Raw genomic sequence first — 16,473 nt, forward strand, 5'->3', positions numbered from 1 at the left:
CATTCACGTGATTTTCGCGGGCTTTCTCAGCACGTTCAAAAAAGTCTTAGGACCGGAAAACTCGTGACCGGTTGCAAGAATAAGGGGGGGCATATATAGTAGGAATCATATTAGACCCGCCTATTGCGCTTAAGGATGGTGTGAACGTGCTGAATCTCATTACCGAAAAGCTACACTACAAAAAAAGCAGAGCCACCGCCTTCTCGTCTTCCTTCTTCCGAAAGAGTCTGATCATCGTCTTGCTGATCACCTGCTTGCCGACGTCTCTTCTTGGCGTTAGCTTGTACTTCATCGGCGTCAACCGAGTTGAAGCCGAAGTGAACCGCACCCATCAACTCCGGTTGAAACTCATTTCCGAACAGATCGATCAAGAGCTATCCTTATTGGAAGTCCGCCTCGCCAAATGGGTGTTCAATCCCACTTTCGGCGAACGCGTCAAAACGACGAACTTTGCCGACGACTTTCAATTCACCAGGGATCTGCTTCGGACTCTGCTGGTCATGCAGGAAACCAATCCATTCATAGCCGAAATTTATATGTATGTCGAAGACAAAGCCTTAATCAGCAGCTCCAAAGGCGTAAATGTGATAACGGCATCCGAAGCTGGCCGCTACGAATCGCTGCAGCGGCTGATGCATGCGGATCAAACGATGTTCTGGACCAAATCACTCGAGCTGCCGGGCATCTCTGAAAGCGCTTTAACCCAGACGGATTTCAAATACAGCCTGGTTCATAAGCTCACCGGCAATACGGCGTCCCCCTATGGCGTCCTTATCGTTCGTTTAAACCCAGCCAAGCTAAGCGCCTATTTCGACAAGGATGAGGAAGCACAGTTCGCGATCTTATTGGACCAACAGGGAGATTGGTTAATCCGGGGTCATCAACAGCAAGGCGACGACCTCCGCTTCGAAAGCCAGCTGCATGCCAGCGTCATGAAGCATTGGCCGCAGCGCAAACAGGACACCTTCCTGTCCGCCTTCCGGGACACGGAATATACCGTTTCTTACTACACTTTCGCAAGGCTCGGGACCGAATGGATTTTCACGACGGCTTCAGACCTCTCCAATTTATCCAAACCGGTCATGTTCATGTCCAGATTGATCATCGTCGTCAGCATGATCGGCTTCTTCACCGCTATCCTCTTATCTTGGTTAGCTTCCCATAAGCTGTACCAGCCGATCGGCAGCTTGATCCGAGCCATCGGCAAAGATAAGACGGATCGGGCGATGGAGCATGGGGACGAGCTGAAGTTCATTGAGAAAGAGTGGCAGCATCTCTCGCGCGAGAGTCATATGCTCCAGACCCGGGTCGAGGAGCAGCTTCCGACGCTGCGGGAAGGGTTCATGCTGCAGCTTGCCCAAGGCCGGCTCTACTATCTCGCGGAGGAAGAGCTGCGCGCAAGAATTGCCTATTATGGGTGGGACACGGACGATCGGCAATTCACCGTCATGGTCGTGCAGCTGAACGGACTTGACGCTTCCGGAGGGAAGTTCAAGGAGGACGATGAGCAGCTGGTTACGTTCGCGGCAGCAAATATTATCGAGGAATTAACCCGCGTTCGGCTGGAACAGGCGTACGTGATTAACTTTCAGGACCTCTCGGTCGGGATCGTGATCGGATTCCCATCGGGCTCGGATATCGCTTCGGTGAAACAGGAATTGTCCCAATTCGCGCAAGACGTCATCTCCACCTTGAACGCGGTCCTGCATCTCCAGTTAACCGTCTGTATCGGGCAGCTAAGCACAGAGCTGGGCAGCATGCCAACCATGTTCGAGGACGTCCATCACACGCTCCGATTCCGGAGGCTGATGGAGAGCAATCAAATTATTCATATTGATGATGAGCTGCTTACAGGCGATTTTACGTTCCGATATCCGTTCGAGATCGAGAAGGAACTGATCTATGCGCTTCGATTGGGGCAAGAAGAGGAAGCGAACGCCAAAGCGGAAGCGTTCATTCGGGAACTGGAGCGCAATGCAGGGGTTCAGTTGTTCGTGCATCAAGCAATGTCCCAGCTCGTCGGCAATATTAACAATGCCCTGCTGCAAGCCGGGTTCCATGTTTACGCGTTCCATGCCGGCCAACGTCTATACGAGGAACTGCTGGGGCTGCGGCATACGGAAGAAATGCTCAAATGGCTCCAGAAGACCATTATTTCTCCTTATGTCAAGGAAATGAATCAAAACCACCAAGCCCATCTGACGCAGACCGTCGAGAAAGTTGTCCGTATGGTCGAGGAAAGCTTTATGACCGACCTTTCGCTCGAAGCATGCGCCGACCAACTGGGCGTCAACGTATCTTCGCTTAGCAAGTTCTTCAAACAAGTGAAAGGCATCAATTACGTGGATTACCTGACGAACGTACGAATCGAGACGTCCAAGAAGCTCCTGCTCGAAACGGATTTGAAAATCAGCGAAATTGCGGAGAAGGTCGGTTACCAGCATTCCTGGTACAACCGCGTGTTCAAGAAATCCGAGGGCGTCACGCCGTCCCAGTATAGAGACCAGCACCAGTGATTGCCACCCTACAACAGCACGCCACCAGATAGTAAGCATCTGGTGGCGTTGTTTACGTTTACTCTAGAGGGATCCCAACGCCGGAGTTTTTCCCGCCGTCTCTAGGCATTTCGCGAAGGCCGAGAACGCTTTGCTGCGGAATTGCTCCTTCCGGGCAATAAGACGCGTGGTAACGAAGCGATATTGCTGCGGTACCGTGTGGGCACGGAGCCGCTGATCGTCCGCGGACACGACCGACTCGGTCAGAAGCGCGTAACCGATTCCGGAACGCACGCAATTCAGCATCGTATCCAACGTACTCACCTCAATCATATTTATGGAAGCCACTCCCTTGGTTTGAAGCCAGTCTTCAATGGCTGCGCGCAAAGGACACCCCCTAGGAAACACAATCCATGACGCCTTCGCTACATCGGGATCGGAGGCATCCGGTTCTTGGCCGCCTTGCAGCAGGAATACTTCTTCCTGAATCTCATAGGCGACTTGCATTAGAGACAGATCGAATTCTCCCGTGCAGAAGGCGCCGTCCAGCTCGCGGTTTTGCACTTTGGCGTAATTTTGCGGCGAAGTGCCGGTCACAAGCGATAATGCAACCTCCGGATATTTGCTTTGAAAATCGGTTAGCGCGCTCATAAATGCTGCAGACGATGCGAATGTCTCCACAACGCCGATGGCAAGCGGCCCGCAAGGTTGATCCGGCTCTTTGACAGCTAGGGCGGCATCCTCGACCATATGCAAAATGCTGGAAGCGTATTGACTGAATATACGCCCTTTCTCAGTAGGAACCACACCCTTCGTGTTCCTGGTGAAAAGCTGCACGCCCAGTTCCTGCTCCAGTTTGCGAACCCTCGTTGTGATATTCGATTGGACATAACCCAGCTTCTCCGCCGCCCGGGTAATGTTGCCTTCCTTCATGATGGCCAAAACCACTCTCAAATCGGTAAGTTCCATTTGAATCTCCACGCCTTTTGTCATCATTTTTTTTGATAACATCATCTCATTTGATCATTTTACTATATGGATTTGCTGAATTACAATGCTTTACAAGTACACGAAATCGCAGGCAAGCAGCGATTAAACATGCGGTCCTATTGAAGGAGGTTTTTGAGATGATACGCGTTACTCATCTTTTATCAGAATTCCAATTAGGTTCATTCACCTTGCCGAACCGGGTGGTGCTGTCGCCGATGACCCGAACCAGTGCGGAACCATCCGGCCAAGCGAACGACCGTATGGTCCGCTATTACGCCCGCTTTGCGAAAGGCGGCTTCGGCCTGATCATCACGGAAGGGATTTATCCAGATCTGGCGAACAGCCGGAGCTATAATCACCAGCCCGGCATAGCCAGCGATCAGCAGGCTGATTCTTGGCGGCCTGTCGTTCAAGCCGTTCAGCAAGAAGGGGGCAAGATTGTCGCGCAGCTCATGCATGCAGGCGCGCTCGTTCAACACGACGGCTTTACGCCTATCGCCCCATCGGCGGTGAAACCGGTCGGGACGATGCTGGAAGACCATGGCGGGAGCGGAGAGTTCGCCGTTCCGAAGGAAATGACTCTGGCGGAGATCCGCGCTGTGATAGAAAGCTTCGCACAAGCCGCTATCCGTGCGAAACAGATCGGATTTGACGGCGTAGAAGTCCACGCGGCAAACGGTTACCTTCTGGATCAATTCATCACTGACTATACGAACCGTAGGACGGATGAATACGGCGGTTCGACGGAGCGGCGTATCCGGTTCGTCGTGGAGGTGCTGGAAGCGATTCGCGCTGCCGTAGGCCCGGATTATCTGGTTGGCGTTCGCATTTCGCAAGGAAAGGTGAACGATTTCCATCACAAATGGGCTGACGGCGAGAACGAGGCCAAGATCATTTTCGAACGGTTAAGATTGGCTTCCCCCCACTATATTCATACCACTGAATATTCAGCGTTCGCTCCGGCTTTCGGGGAAGGCGGCCCGACTCTTGCCGAGCTGGCCAGACGTTACAGCGGCCTTCCCGTCATCGCCAACGGCAAGCTGGGCGAGCCAGAACAGGCAGCGGCCCTACTTGCGAAAGGCGACGCCGATCTGGTTGCAATCGGTACCAGTGCCCTGGTTAATCCCGACTGGGTGAAAAAAGTGCAAGCAGGTGAAGCGTTGAACGCCTTCGATCACCGTTTCTTGCATCCGATTGCGACGTTAAGAAAAGAAGAGACCGTCGGATGACGGTCCCCGGCCTCATTCTGGTCTTCCGTATTTAGACGCGAGCCGCCCCTAAGGAGCGGCTTGCTTTTTTTACTCATGACCACATGAGGCTCATGTAGTAGATAGAATTAAGCGATCGGGCAGAATACTCCTAATATATGGTATTATTATAGAGCAGCTACTCTTTGGTGAATTGGAGCTGAAGTATGATAAGAAGCACAATAAACCAAATATCTCTAGGTGGGTTACTCGGTGTAATAATAGCTTTTATTTCGTTCTTATTTTCTTTTGTTTTTGGGGTCTTTATATTAGATGTAGGTCTTGAGCAGATCTTGGATCCAAAGCTCGAACAGTTTGAATCCTTCACGATGGTTGCCGAACTCGAGCGGAGTGCCTAAAGCAATTCCTCGAAAGCTGAAAGCTCGAGCCACATGAACTTCCTGGGCGATATCTACGCCGATGACTAAGTGTGAAACGGTAATGTTTTCAAGGAGTTGATTTTGCTTGTCCTGTGCCTTAAACTTCATAGTAGAGCGACCTCCTGATGGGCTTTTTGAGGCTTTTGACCTCGTGTGCAACCCCATCTTACCGGAGGCGCTCGTTTTTGTTCAAACGCCAAAATATTCGTTTTACAGGAATTCTAACTGGGAACGATAGCTCAATCTTGACTCAGCGGCGGCCGGCACCCGATCGGCCGCCGTTTGTCGTTGAACTAAAGGATAGTTGAAGATAAATTACGGTGAGCACGTGCTGTAGGAGCATTTGGATATATATTATTCGTAATCGATTATTATGGGAGTATAGAATATATATAATAACACTAAGCCTGCTAGAGCATACTTCATGACTCTTGCAGGCTTTATTACTTTACGGCGTAAAGGAGGAGTAGAAATGACGGATGTGTTAATTGCAGGAGCGGGACCTGTCGGGCTAACATTGGCTTGTGAGCTGGCTCGGAATGGTGTTTCATTCCGTATTATCGACAAGTCCCGGGAGCCCTCCAAACTTTCCAAAGCACTCGGTATTCACGCACGGTCGTTGGAAATGCTGGAACGGATGGGCACTATCGAGCCTTTTCTTAAACAGGGATTGAAGGTTCACGGGATGCAAGCTTGGCTGGGAAGCGAAAAGCAGCTCCTTAATATTCGTTTTGATGATTTGGATTCGCCTTATCCATTTATTTTGGATTTGCCGCAGTCCGAAACGGAACAAATCTTAATTGAACATTTGGCGCAATTCGGTGTGCAGATTGAACGGCAGGTCGAGCTGGTCCATTTCTCACAGACGGAAGATATCGTAACTGCAACACTTCGGCATGCGGATCACGAGGAGGAAGCCACAGAGGTAAAATGGCTCGTTGGCTGTGACGGTGCACACAGTTCTGTCCGTCATCTTTTGAATCTTCCTTTCGAGGGGGCCGTCTATCCGGAGAATTTTATTTTAGCCGATGTACGGGTATCCTGGGAGCTTTCAGAGAATGAAATGCATCTTTTTATCCATGAAGAAGGTTTGCTTGCGGCATTTCCTTATGGAAATAACCGATATCGGCTGATGGCTGAGGTAAACACCCCATTGCAAAGTGAAAAAGTGCCGGATCCAACCCTGGAAGAGTTTCAGCACATCGTCGATGTTCGCGGACCTCGAGGCACCCGAATTAGCGACCCCGTATGGCTTGCAGGGTTCCGCTCCCACCTTCGGCATGTGAAGGAAACCAGGCACGGAAAGGTATTTTTGGCGGGAGATGCCTCACATATCCATAGTCCAGCCGGCGGGCAAGGCATGAATACGGGCATGCAGGATGCCTTTAATCTGGCATGGAAGCTTGCACTTGTTGCAAGGGGCAGTGCGGCTGAATCGCTGCTTCAAACCTACTCGCTGGAACGGTTGCCTGTTGCCCATTCTGTCTTGAAAATGACCGATACGATGATTAAAATGATAACCACTAAGAATAGAATCACGCAGAAATTGAGGAATCAGCTTGCACCTTTTTTATCATCCAGAGAAGTGGTTCAGAAACGAATTCGAAATCAGATTTCTGAAATTGCAATTAACTATCGAAAAAGTCCCATCGTGCAGGAGCACCGCTCGTTCATTCAGCATCTGCAACCGCATCACATTCATGCCGGAGATCGAGCACCGGATGTTCAAACCTTGATAGGGCCTAACAAAACGGAACAGCGTTTGTTCGAAATCTTGCGAGGTACCCGTCATGCTTTACTTATCGTCGCTTCTGGTTCCAAACTTACGGAGTTAAGACTTGAAGCGTTGGATCGCTGGAAGAGCGAAATAGACTTGTATTTGATAATGACTGAGCATCATGAGCAATCATCCCATCACGGTTGTACGATCATTCTCGATCCTGCTCACCAACTTCATAAGCGTTATGATATAGGACCTGACAGTCTGATACTAATAAGGCCGGATGGATATATCGGATACTTAAGCGATTCCATCAATTTTGATCAGCTGCAACAATATTTAGATCCATTATTTTCATTCAAACTCGGCGTTTGAAACTCGAACGGGTAGAATTTTAAGATTAGCGATAGCTTAATAGCTAAATTAAAACACGTTGGCAGCCGGCCAAAGAACGGCTGCCATTTAAATCCATCGGAAACGGGGCTCACGGGGTGGTCTCCTTAAAACTAGCGTCGCTCATTGGCGGCAGTTATGAAGATCTAATCGCCAATCCCACTAATGAATGCGTGTAATGATGGGGTTTGCTTGCGCTGCCGAGTAGGGGCGATCTCTCGGGAATGGATATATGTTCTTGTCATCCGACAATAATATATTCACTTTGAAAAGTGTCGTATGTTTCGGCTCATAATAGACATATGTATAAAATACTATGTAATCTGCGTATACTTGTTCGACAGGAAATGCTAGTGTTGGGTGGCGATCCGACGCTTGACCCAAATTACATAATGGTAAAAGAGCATGGTAAATGGGTTATTTTTAGAGAGGATTGAAGTCAGGAGCAGTTTTCCGCCGCGGAAGCCGCTCCTTTTGTCATGAAGTGATGGACAGGAGAGTTGGATATCGCTTGACGCAGCAAGCAGAACGGGGTTGGAACACCGAAGATGCCAACCACAGATCAGTGAAGTCGTTTTTCAACTACATTCCCAATGTCTATGTAAGGGTCTGATAAGTTGCTTAGTCCTATTCTGGAGGGATAATGATGCAAACGATGTTTCGCTATAACTGGATCGTCAGAGAACAATGGTATGAATGGTGTGAACAGGTCGCCTACGAGGAGTTGATACGCCACAGAACGGGTGGTGTTGGGGGCATTTTACACACCCTATTTCATATCGTTGATGTGGAGTGGAGTTGGATTAATCGCCTGCAAGGAAAGTCGGATTTCCAAGAAAGTTTCGATAGCTATCATACTTTAGAAAAGGTCAGGCGATTAGATAAGCAATTTCGGCCCGAGGTAGAGGCATTTATCTACGCGTGGAACGAAAGTCTAGAGAAACGTCCTTTTTATGATCCACAACCGGACGGAACAGTTGCCGTTGATGCCTGGGGGGAGATCATCCGTCATGTTATCGCTCACCAGATTCATCACGTTGGTCAATTGTCCGTCTGGGCGAGAGAAATTGACCAAAAGCCTGTCTCCGCAAATGTAATCGGCAAAGGCCTCATCCAACCGGATCCGGAGTGATTTAAACCAGCCCGTCTCTAGGCACTGCGCCATGAGCGGGCTTCTTCACGCTCCGAGGCCTCCGCTGGTCACCGAGTCGCCGACACTTGACGACGGTAGGCTTCGGGCGACATGCCAACAGCCTCCTTGAAATTCCGATAGAATGCAGCCATGCTCTGAAACCCGCAGTCGAACGCAATGTCGGTCACGCTATCGGTCGTCACGGCTAACGAGCGCTTCGCGTGCTGAATGCGGAGGGTCAGCATATGGCTTTTGAACTTTCTGCCCGTCGCTTCCGCGATCAGTCGGGATAAGTGCGACTGGCTAATATGAAACCAACGCGCCAATTGGGATAAATCAAGATCCTCTTGATAATGCTGCTCCATATACTGCAAGACCGGACGAATCGATTCATAGTTATGCACGCCATCCATCCAGGTGGTGACGTCCACCTCTTCCTTGGACATCCGTAGCAGCTCGACGCAAATGGATAACAGCAAGCTTTTCACCGCGGTCTTGTGTCCGGGCGCCCGATGGCTTCGTTCCTCGTACATGCGCACGATCATCGAACGCAGTCTATCCATCACTTCCCCGTCGCCTTGCAGCCGATTGCGAAAATGGAAGGGATAGTACCGGAAAGGAACCATCAGCTCGGGCTCTTCCTTGGCTAACAAGTCAGCATCGAAGTTGAGGAAGATAAACTCGCATGGCTGGTCGATCGCCGACTGGGCGATATGGTTCTCAAGAATATTCACGATGAATAGATCGCCGGGAACGACGGGGTACTCGGTCTGACCGAAATAGAACGTCCCGCTGCCGGCCATGCACAACCCCATCTCGAAGCTGTGGTGATGATGCTGCGGCTCTAGTTCAACACTGGGGGTCCACTGGAAAATATGCAGCGGAAGATCGGGGTCGTCATAGGTAATAGGCAGGATCATCTCGATCTCCTCTCTCCCAAGTAAAATCCGTTCGCGACTCCATTGTAGCACAACAACGCCCGGGACAAGCGCGTGGCTTGCAACTCCGGGCGTCATCGCGATGCCTCTAATCCGATTGCTGCTGATTCTGAATGTTCAAGAACACGTCATAGCTTCTCCGCGCGCACGCCGAGATGGCAATGGGATGAAAGCCGACAACCGCGGAATATAACGTATCGTTGAGCGGCCGCACCCACTGTTCGGGCAGCAGCTTGGCCCCGAGCGAAGCGCCCATGATCGAGCCAACCGTCGCGCCGTTGCAGTCCGTATCCCAACCGCCGAGAACAGACGTCGAGATCGCCGTCGTGAAGTCTCCTTTCGCGAATACCAAGGAGGCGGCGACCAAGGCGGCATTATTGTTGGTATGAACGGGGTCATAGTGACCGAAGGCTTCCCAGAGCTGTTCCACTAACGTAAGCTGATCCTTTGCGCCTTGGGCTATGTTCACGGCTTTCTTCACGTCATGAGCCAGCCGGCAATGACGCGGAATCTCGCTTAATCCGATCTCGACAAGCTTCAGCGGATCGGACTCCACGAAGGCGGCAGCGATCATCGCCGCGACGAACATTTCGCCATAGATGCCGTTGCGGACATGCGAGAACGAAGCATCCCGCCATGCCAGATCCGCGGCAAGCTCGGGCTGTCCTGCCGCACCGTAGGCAAAGCCGTCCGCGCGAATCTGGGCGCCGATAAATTCCCGATAAGGATTCAAATACGTGCGTACCCAATGTTGCTGCTGCTCCCAATCGTCCGGCCGTTTAACTTCGCCGTAATGATGCGTGACCTGCGCGAAATTCAAATAGGCCTGCGTCTCTGCCGTACAGACTTGGTTATACGACAGGACTTCGTGCCAGAGCTTACCGATATCCCACGAATCCCAGTCCAGCCCTTTTCGCTCCAGCATCATTAAACCGAGGACGGTGTACCGAATATCATCATCCGTCTGCATATAGGCGATACGTTCCCTCGTGCTTTCCAGCCCGTAGGACGCCAATTCGATCCCATACTCTTCTCTGGCTGAAGAGATACCGGGCGTATAGCCGTTAATCGGCCAAGCATCCGCGCCTTTGAACCAGAGATACACGTTCTCCCAGCCGGGTCTCCCCTGCGAGCCTGCCATAAAATTCGGCCATTCCAGCGGTTTGCCGAGGGCGCAGCCGATCGATCGGCCAAGCCAAGCCCCATTGAACTTGTCCATCCATTCATCCGCGCTCAACGCCTGATCCAGCTTGCGCGGACCCGCAGGACGAAGCGCCCGGATCGCCTCGAGTTCATTCGGCTCATCCCGGTTCGGACGCCGGGGCGCAAGCGCGCATAATTCTCCGTATATCGCCATCAATTCGGCTTGGTTCTCGCCAGCCGCTTCAATTCGCTCCGGAAAGCCGTCCACCTGGCAATCCTCATCCTCGCGCTGCTTGACTTCCGCCCGCAATAATTCCTGTAACCCCACCCATCCGGCCATCTCTATCCCTCCAAAACAGAAATCAGTTCTGGTTAAGAGTCTACCTGTTGGCGATGCCGCGATCCTCCCGAATTTTGCGGCCTATTCTCATTTTTTGCGAATATGCCGCAAGGCGGCAAATCATACAAGCGTTTCATGAATGGCCCCCTTCTTTTTACATACAATCCACCAAATTGAGGAAACGTAAGAAGAAATCTTAACCCGTAAACAAGGGGTATGTGTTCATGCGACAATTAACGCTGCGATTTTGGGTCATGCTGCTGATCACCGTTGCGATCCTGCTGGCTTCTGCTGGAACCTTCATCTCTGGATTTACGATTAGCAATAAAGTGTTGAAACGCCAGGTGCAATACGATTATTCGGAGAATATCGCCAGAACGGTTAACGTGCTGTTAAGAACGATGCAGCAAGATCTTCGAACAAGTGCATTCAATATCACCAGATATATCGATAATCCGAAGAAAATCGAAGGTATTCCCACAGGCAGCATAATTTTAGTACCTCACCAGCTCAAGCATTCGCAGGATGACAAGATGCACGGAGTATCGGGAAACGTTAAACAAAAGGGCTCGGACCCGTTCCGTTAGAAAGACCGACCTCCACCCCGTAGTTAGATGTGACGAAGGAATGTAAGGGCTATGACCCGTTGAGACATGGGAGTGAGAATCGCTAGGGCGACGTGGAGACGTGCGTATATGGAACAATATGGGTGACGCGTTGTTACCTTTATTTCCGCATGCCCATTTTTACGCCTTCCTGCCACCGGCTTCTCCAGCATCCTCTTCTTCGTTCTAACTACAGGATGAAATCCTGCGAATTCATGAGTCTGAGTGAGGAAACTGAATCATTTTGAGGGAGCTTAAACATCAAAACTTATGAATTGAATGTTTCTCTATTTGTTTTAATAATGCTTTGAATTGAAAAATCACCTGAAGCTGATAGTATTTCCATCACCTTATCACGCAGAACTGGAGCTTTTTCTCTATTTGCCCTCGTTAAGGCTTCGGTTAGTTCCTCTTTTGTAAGCTCGGTGCAATATGAAGGATTTCCTGGCTGTTGTCTCCACGAATCTCTTAAAGAACCACTATCTACGGCATCGAAGCCTAGATCATTTGCTACACCCATGATTATTTGTTTATGGGCTTGGTTATCACCAGCAATCGCAATGGCAATGCGTCCATTCGTGCCCTCTGGAGTTCCATGATGTTCAAGCGTATAGGCTAAGAAATTGTTGAAAGCTTTAATGATCGGTCTACCTAAATGATTGGATACCCAAACACTTTCAACCATCCCGTTCTCAACTTCTTCAATTTCACCGCTAAGTTGAGGATAATAATTTGAAGTGTCTACAACGACTACTTCCTCCCCCACTTGATCTATAATGTTGCGAATACCTGGCAACGCGTGGAAAGGGATAGATGTTATAAGAACATCAATATTTCTAATGACATCCTCTACGCTCACAGGTGTTCCTGTAAGTTTTTTTCCCTCCAAGCGTTCAATCCCACGAGCATCTGCAATCTTGACATCATGCCCATTCTCAACCAGTTTTTTCGCAATGTTAGCCCCAATTGGTCCTGCACCTATAATTCCAAATCTCATTTCCATTCCTCCAATATCTTATGTTAATGTCCTCGATTGAGTAATCTGAATACATGTACTAATATAAATACGTTACTACAATTTTTAAAGAAGGCAATTTAAAATGACATAGTACACTTTTTCGTACCTAACAGCAGAAATGAGGTGATTAAATGTCTAGAATAAATGAAGATGGATTTACTGAAGAATGTAAGAAGGATCACAGAGAAGTATATGGCATTGCCTATACTCAAAACTTACTTTCGGGACGTTGGAAATATTTGATTCTTTGGTTTTTAAAGCTTAACCCTCGTCGCTACAATGAAATTAAGACTCTTTTATGGGGAATTTCACAAGGGTCTCTAACAAAGCAACTTCGAGAATTAGAAGCGGATGGCTTAATTAATCGCAAAGTTTATCCCGAAGTGCCTCCGCGTGTTGAGTATTCATTAACACCAAAAGGAGAGCAATTAATTCCAATCATTGATTTAATGGAGGAATTCGGGAAAAGGTTTGGCGATAAAATAGAGTAACCCGAATTGGATTTTTTAATTTAATCTGCCCTTTAGTTGAGAAAACGGCAGCCGATCAAAGGCCGGCTGCCGTCGCGTCGAGATTGAGCTATCGTCTCCAGTTAGCCTTAATCAACAGTTGTAATTCGTTTTACTAGTTAAATCATCAATGTATCGATTTGATCGTTTCTCGGTTGACCACAACGCGGCGGATGAAGAGAGCCATAACCACGCTAATCAATGCAATGATCATCGTAAACAAGAACACGTTTTGTGACCCTGCCGTCATCGCGTTTGCAATTTCGGTTTTTAAGGTAGGAGCAGAGGAACCATGCAAGTACTTCTCCATTCCGCCCGAAAGGATACTGATTGCGACAGCTGTCCCAATCGCGCCTACGACCTGCTGCAGCGTGTTCATGACTGCCGTGCCGTGCGGGTATAACTCCGGCGGCAATTGATTAAGCCCGTTCGTCTGAGCAGGCATCCACACCATGCCGATCCCAACCATGAGTCCGATATGCAAAGCTACGATAAAGGCCACGGAAGAAGCAGGAGATAGAGTAGTAAAGAACCATAACATGACTGATACGATTACGAATCCAGGGATAACGAGCCATTTGGGGCCATATTTATCGAACAGGCTCCCCATACGCGGAGAGAGGATACCGTTCAGCGCGCTGCCCGGCAAAAGCATAAGCCCCGCAGTGAACACAGACAATCCAGCACCAGTCTGCAGAAACATCGGCAAGATAATCATGCTCGACATAATGATCAACATGCACGAAAGCACCATAAGCAGCCCAACGACGTACATCGGATGCTTGAAAACCCTCAGATTCATCATCGGATCGCGCATAACGTTCTGCCGCAGTATGAACAGCACCAGCGAGATGAGCCCGACAACGATTGAGGTGACCACAACCGTACTGCCCCATCCTTCAGACCCTTCGCCTGCTTTACTGAAGCCGAAGACAACTCCTCCAAAGCCGATCGTTGACAATATGACAGACAGTAGATCTATCCGGGGCTTCGTGACATCAGTGACATTTTCTAAATACTTCAGCCCTATCAACAATCCAATAACCAGGAACGGTAATGAGAACCAGAAGATATAATGCCATGTGAAATACTCTATTAATAGACCGCCTATGGTCGGACCGGTCGCTGGCGCGAACATGATAACAAGTCCGACAAACCCCATCGCAGCCCCGCGCTTCTCCGGTGGAAAGATGACCAGAATGGTGTTAAACATAAGCGGGAGCAACATGCCCATCCCTAATGCCTGTAAAACTCGGGCAAACATCAACATCTCGAAATTGAACGCAAGTGCCGCAATCAACGTACCTACAATTAAGCTTATAAGCGAGCCTATGAACAGCTGCCTAGTCGTAAACATCTGCAGCAGTAAACCGCTCATAGGCATTAAAATACCAAGTGTCAGTAAGAAGCCGGTTGTTAGCCATTGTGCCATTGCCGCCGAAATTTGGAATACATCCATTAAATTGGTCATTGCTATGTTTAGAGCGGTCTCACTAAACATCCCAATAAAACCGCAGATTAGCAGCGATGACAGGATGGCACGCGTATTGTATTGCTTCATCATTCAAATCTCCTTTTTAATCAAGCATGAAGGACTGTTTGCTTCTTTAATTACTTTTTTTAATCTTTCAGCATTCCGTATTGGTAAGGAACTCCCATATTCTCGCGCAGTGTTTTTCCTTCATATTCTCTTTGGAATAAACCGCGGTCTTGCAAAATTGGGACAACGAGGTTCACAAAGTCAGCAACTCCATCATAGGCGATATCCGGAACAACGGAGAAGCCGTCACAAGCACCGGCCAAAAACCATTCTTCTAAAAAGTCAGCAACTTGTACAGGCGTACCTGCAACTACTGGATGATAGTTGATGACCCCATGGGCAAGAACATCTCGAATGGATAGCCCTTGTTTCAGCCGCTGTAAAGCTATATCAGAACGTGGATCCATTGGGTTGGCATACGCCCTCTTCAACAAGTCTTCTGATAAAGGTTTATCAATATCTATGGAATTCATCGAAAGTGGTAAACCAACCATGGAACCAAGGTAACTTACCCTGCTTGGGATCTCCTGAGGATCAAAACTCATAAGCTGTCTTCGCCGTTCTAAAGCTTCTTCTTCCGTTGACCCTATGGAAAACATAAAACCTGCATACATCTTGATGTCATCGGGATTTCTGCCAAAACGGGCAGCACTTTGTCGAACCGCTTGTCTGTGTTCACGAGCAGACCCTATATCAAAAGGATTTGCATAGACACCAGATGCGTACCTCCCCGCCAATTCCAATCCTTCACCTCCTCCGCCTGCTTGGAATATAACGGGCTGACCTTGTTCAGAAGGGGGAATTGGCAAAGGACCACGAGATGCATAATACTTCCCTTGAAGATTTATAGGCTTAATTTTGTCCATGTCGGCAAATTTTCCGCCTTCTACATCTAACGTCCAAGCGTCTTGCTCCCAACTCCCCCACAATGCCTGGACAATTTGAATGGACTCATGAGCCATGTCATATCTTTCTTGCCGACTGGCGACCTGAGCACCAAAATTTGCTGCCGCAGCTGGATTTGATGTGGTGACCGCATTCCACCCTACACGTCCATGACTTATAACATCCAGTGCTTTGAACTGACGTGCTATGTTATATGGATAATTAAAAGTCGTTGAGAGCGTAGCAACAAGCCCGATATGTTTGGTTTCTCTGGCTACAGCCATTAGCGCTAACATAGGATCCATAGGGAACATTGGAGTCTGAGGTCCCAAGTCATTGTATAATCCAGGCGTATCCGCGATGAAGATCATTTGAAATTTCCCTTTTTCAGCCAATTTAGCTCGTTCCACATAAGCATCCGTATTCGTGTAAGCTGCCGGGTCGGTGCCGGGCATTCTCCAAGCACTGAATTCACCTCCATACCCCGAAACCATTTGTAGTGCTAGTTGCATTTCTTTTCCTTTTTTCATGTTTCTCTTCCCCTTTATTTTTAAGAGAGCATTTGAATGGGAAATCTATTAGCCTACTAAATTATAAGTTAGCATGCTAAATGTACTTGTAAGAGAAAACTTAGAATAAGTTATTCTCCATTTGCTTCAATAGCCGTCTTAATAATAAGCGATCTTCCGGTGAAATTGACTGCAGTAATTTTTCTTGCTGCTGTTTCCACTTGGATTCAACCGGTTTCTCTAATTCTTTGCCTTTGTCAGTTAGAAAAATCCTCATAACCCTTGCATCAAGTTCATCACGTTTACGGTAGATAAACCCGTTATGCTCTAGTGATTTAACCATATTTGTTACCGTAGGCGGTTCGCATTTTAAATGTTCACATAATTGCATTTGCGTTACTCCATCGCCTAACCACAAACGAGAAAGCAAATTATCTTGACCTACATAAAGGTTAAGTTCCCTCAGTGATTCGCTATAATCTCGACGCATTTGGGAAGAAACTCTATCTAACGACTGACGAATATTACAGTCCACTGTATCTGTCATCCATATATCTCCTCAGCAGTCAAACAGTAATATTTAGCCCGCTAAATATATCACGATGGAATCCTTGTGTCAACAGAGCTAA

The 16,473-nt window shown here is 48.6% G+C and carries 13 protein-coding genes and 1 pseudogene; 6 read left to right on the plus strand and 8 right to left on the minus strand.

Going from position 1 to position 16,473, the window contains the following annotated elements; translation table 11 throughout:
* Positions 1-146 precede the first annotated feature (146 nt).
* On the plus strand, positions 147-2,516 hold the full coding sequence (locus tag ACFSKT_RS12330; RefSeq protein ID WP_377721309.1) for a helix-turn-helix transcriptional regulator: 2,370 nt from the start codon (positions 147-149) through the stop codon (positions 2,514-2,516).
* 63 nt (positions 2,517-2,579) lie between these two features.
* Here the strand turns inward: ACFSKT_RS12330 and ACFSKT_RS12335 are convergent, their stop codons facing one another.
* Positions 2,580-3,509: a LysR family transcriptional regulator gene (locus ACFSKT_RS12335; RefSeq protein ID WP_377721310.1), complete on the minus strand. Its 930-nt coding sequence runs from the start codon at positions 3,507-3,509 to the stop codon at positions 2,580-2,582.
* Positions 3,510-3,622: 113 nt separating this feature from the next.
* Here ACFSKT_RS12335 and ACFSKT_RS12340 point away from each other — a divergent pair, with 113 nt between their 5' ends.
* Complete coding sequence (locus ACFSKT_RS12340) at positions 3,623-4,714, plus strand: oxidoreductase (RefSeq protein WP_377721311.1); 1,092 nt, start codon at positions 3,623-3,625, stop codon at positions 4,712-4,714.
* Positions 4,715-5,019: 305 nt separating this feature from the next.
* Here ACFSKT_RS12340 and ACFSKT_RS12345 read toward each other — a convergent pair.
* Positions 5,020-5,220 (minus strand): annotated as a pseudogene (locus ACFSKT_RS12345) (IS110 family RNA-guided transposase); the annotation flags it as partial.
* A gap of 364 nt (positions 5,221-5,584) precedes the next feature.
* Here ACFSKT_RS12345 and ACFSKT_RS12350 point away from each other — a divergent pair.
* Positions 5,585-7,207 carry an FAD-dependent monooxygenase gene (locus ACFSKT_RS12350; protein WP_377721313.1) on the plus strand — a complete coding sequence of 541 codons (1,623 nt, stop codon included), beginning with the start codon at positions 5,585-5,587 and terminating at the stop codon, positions 7,205-7,207.
* A gap of 664 nt (positions 7,208-7,871) precedes the next feature.
* Positions 7,872-8,357 (plus strand): DinB family protein, encoded by a 486-nt coding sequence (locus ACFSKT_RS12355; RefSeq protein WP_377721970.1) that lies wholly within the window; start codon positions 7,872-7,874, stop codon positions 8,355-8,357.
* 68 nt (positions 8,358-8,425) lie between these two features.
* Here the strand turns inward: ACFSKT_RS12355 and ACFSKT_RS12360 are convergent, their stop codons facing one another.
* Together ACFSKT_RS12360 and ACFSKT_RS12365 are read right to left on the minus strand one after the other, a co-directional pair.
* Entirely contained in the window at positions 8,426-9,277 is an 852-nt protein-coding gene (locus ACFSKT_RS12360; protein WP_377721314.1) for an AraC family transcriptional regulator, read from the minus strand.
* Positions 9,278-9,383: 106 nt separating this feature from the next.
* Complete coding sequence (locus tag ACFSKT_RS12365; RefSeq protein WP_377721315.1) at positions 9,384-10,778, minus strand: ADP-ribosylglycohydrolase family protein; 1,395 nt, start codon at positions 10,776-10,778, stop codon at positions 9,384-9,386.
* A 224-nt stretch (positions 10,779-11,002) separates the two neighbouring features.
* Between ACFSKT_RS12365 and ACFSKT_RS12370 the strand changes: the two genes are divergently transcribed.
* A complete protein-coding gene (locus ACFSKT_RS12370; RefSeq protein ID WP_377721316.1) occupies positions 11,003-11,365 on the plus strand; it encodes a hypothetical protein in 363 nt (120 codons plus the stop codon).
* A gap of 286 nt (positions 11,366-11,651) precedes the next feature.
* Here the strand turns inward: ACFSKT_RS12370 and ACFSKT_RS12375 are convergent, their stop codons facing one another.
* Entirely contained in the window at positions 11,652-12,380 is a 729-nt protein-coding gene (locus tag ACFSKT_RS12375; RefSeq protein ID WP_377721317.1) for an NADPH-dependent F420 reductase, read from the minus strand.
* 152 nt (positions 12,381-12,532) lie between these two features.
* Here ACFSKT_RS12375 and ACFSKT_RS12380 point away from each other — a divergent pair, with 152 nt between their 5' ends.
* On the plus strand, positions 12,533-12,892 hold the full coding sequence (locus ACFSKT_RS12380) for a winged helix-turn-helix transcriptional regulator (protein ID WP_377721318.1): 360 nt from the start codon (positions 12,533-12,535) through the stop codon (positions 12,890-12,892).
* A 145-nt stretch (positions 12,893-13,037) separates the two neighbouring features.
* Here the strand turns inward: ACFSKT_RS12380 and ACFSKT_RS12385 are convergent, their stop codons facing one another.
* From ACFSKT_RS12385 to ACFSKT_RS12395, 3 genes are all read right to left on the minus strand, one after another.
* Positions 13,038-14,474, minus strand: coding sequence for a DHA2 family efflux MFS transporter permease subunit (locus ACFSKT_RS12385; RefSeq protein ID WP_377721319.1), 1,437 nt, complete (start codon positions 14,472-14,474; stop codon positions 13,038-13,040).
* A 56-nt stretch (positions 14,475-14,530) separates the two neighbouring features.
* On the minus strand, positions 14,531-15,865 hold the full coding sequence (locus tag ACFSKT_RS12390; protein ID WP_377721320.1) for an NtaA/DmoA family FMN-dependent monooxygenase: 1,335 nt from the start codon (positions 15,863-15,865) through the stop codon (positions 14,531-14,533).
* Between the two features lie 100 nt (positions 15,866-15,965).
* The gene (locus ACFSKT_RS12395) at positions 15,966-16,391 is read right to left on the minus strand and encodes a MarR family winged helix-turn-helix transcriptional regulator (RefSeq protein ID WP_377721321.1); all 426 of its coding nucleotides are present in this window, start codon (positions 16,389-16,391) and stop codon (positions 15,966-15,968) included.
* Between the last annotated feature and the right edge of the window lie 82 nt (positions 16,392-16,473).

This window comes from Paenibacillus xanthanilyticus (assembly GCF_042682185.1).
GTDB lineage: Bacteria > Bacillota > Bacilli > Paenibacillales > Paenibacillaceae > Paenibacillus_Z > Paenibacillus_Z xanthanilyticus.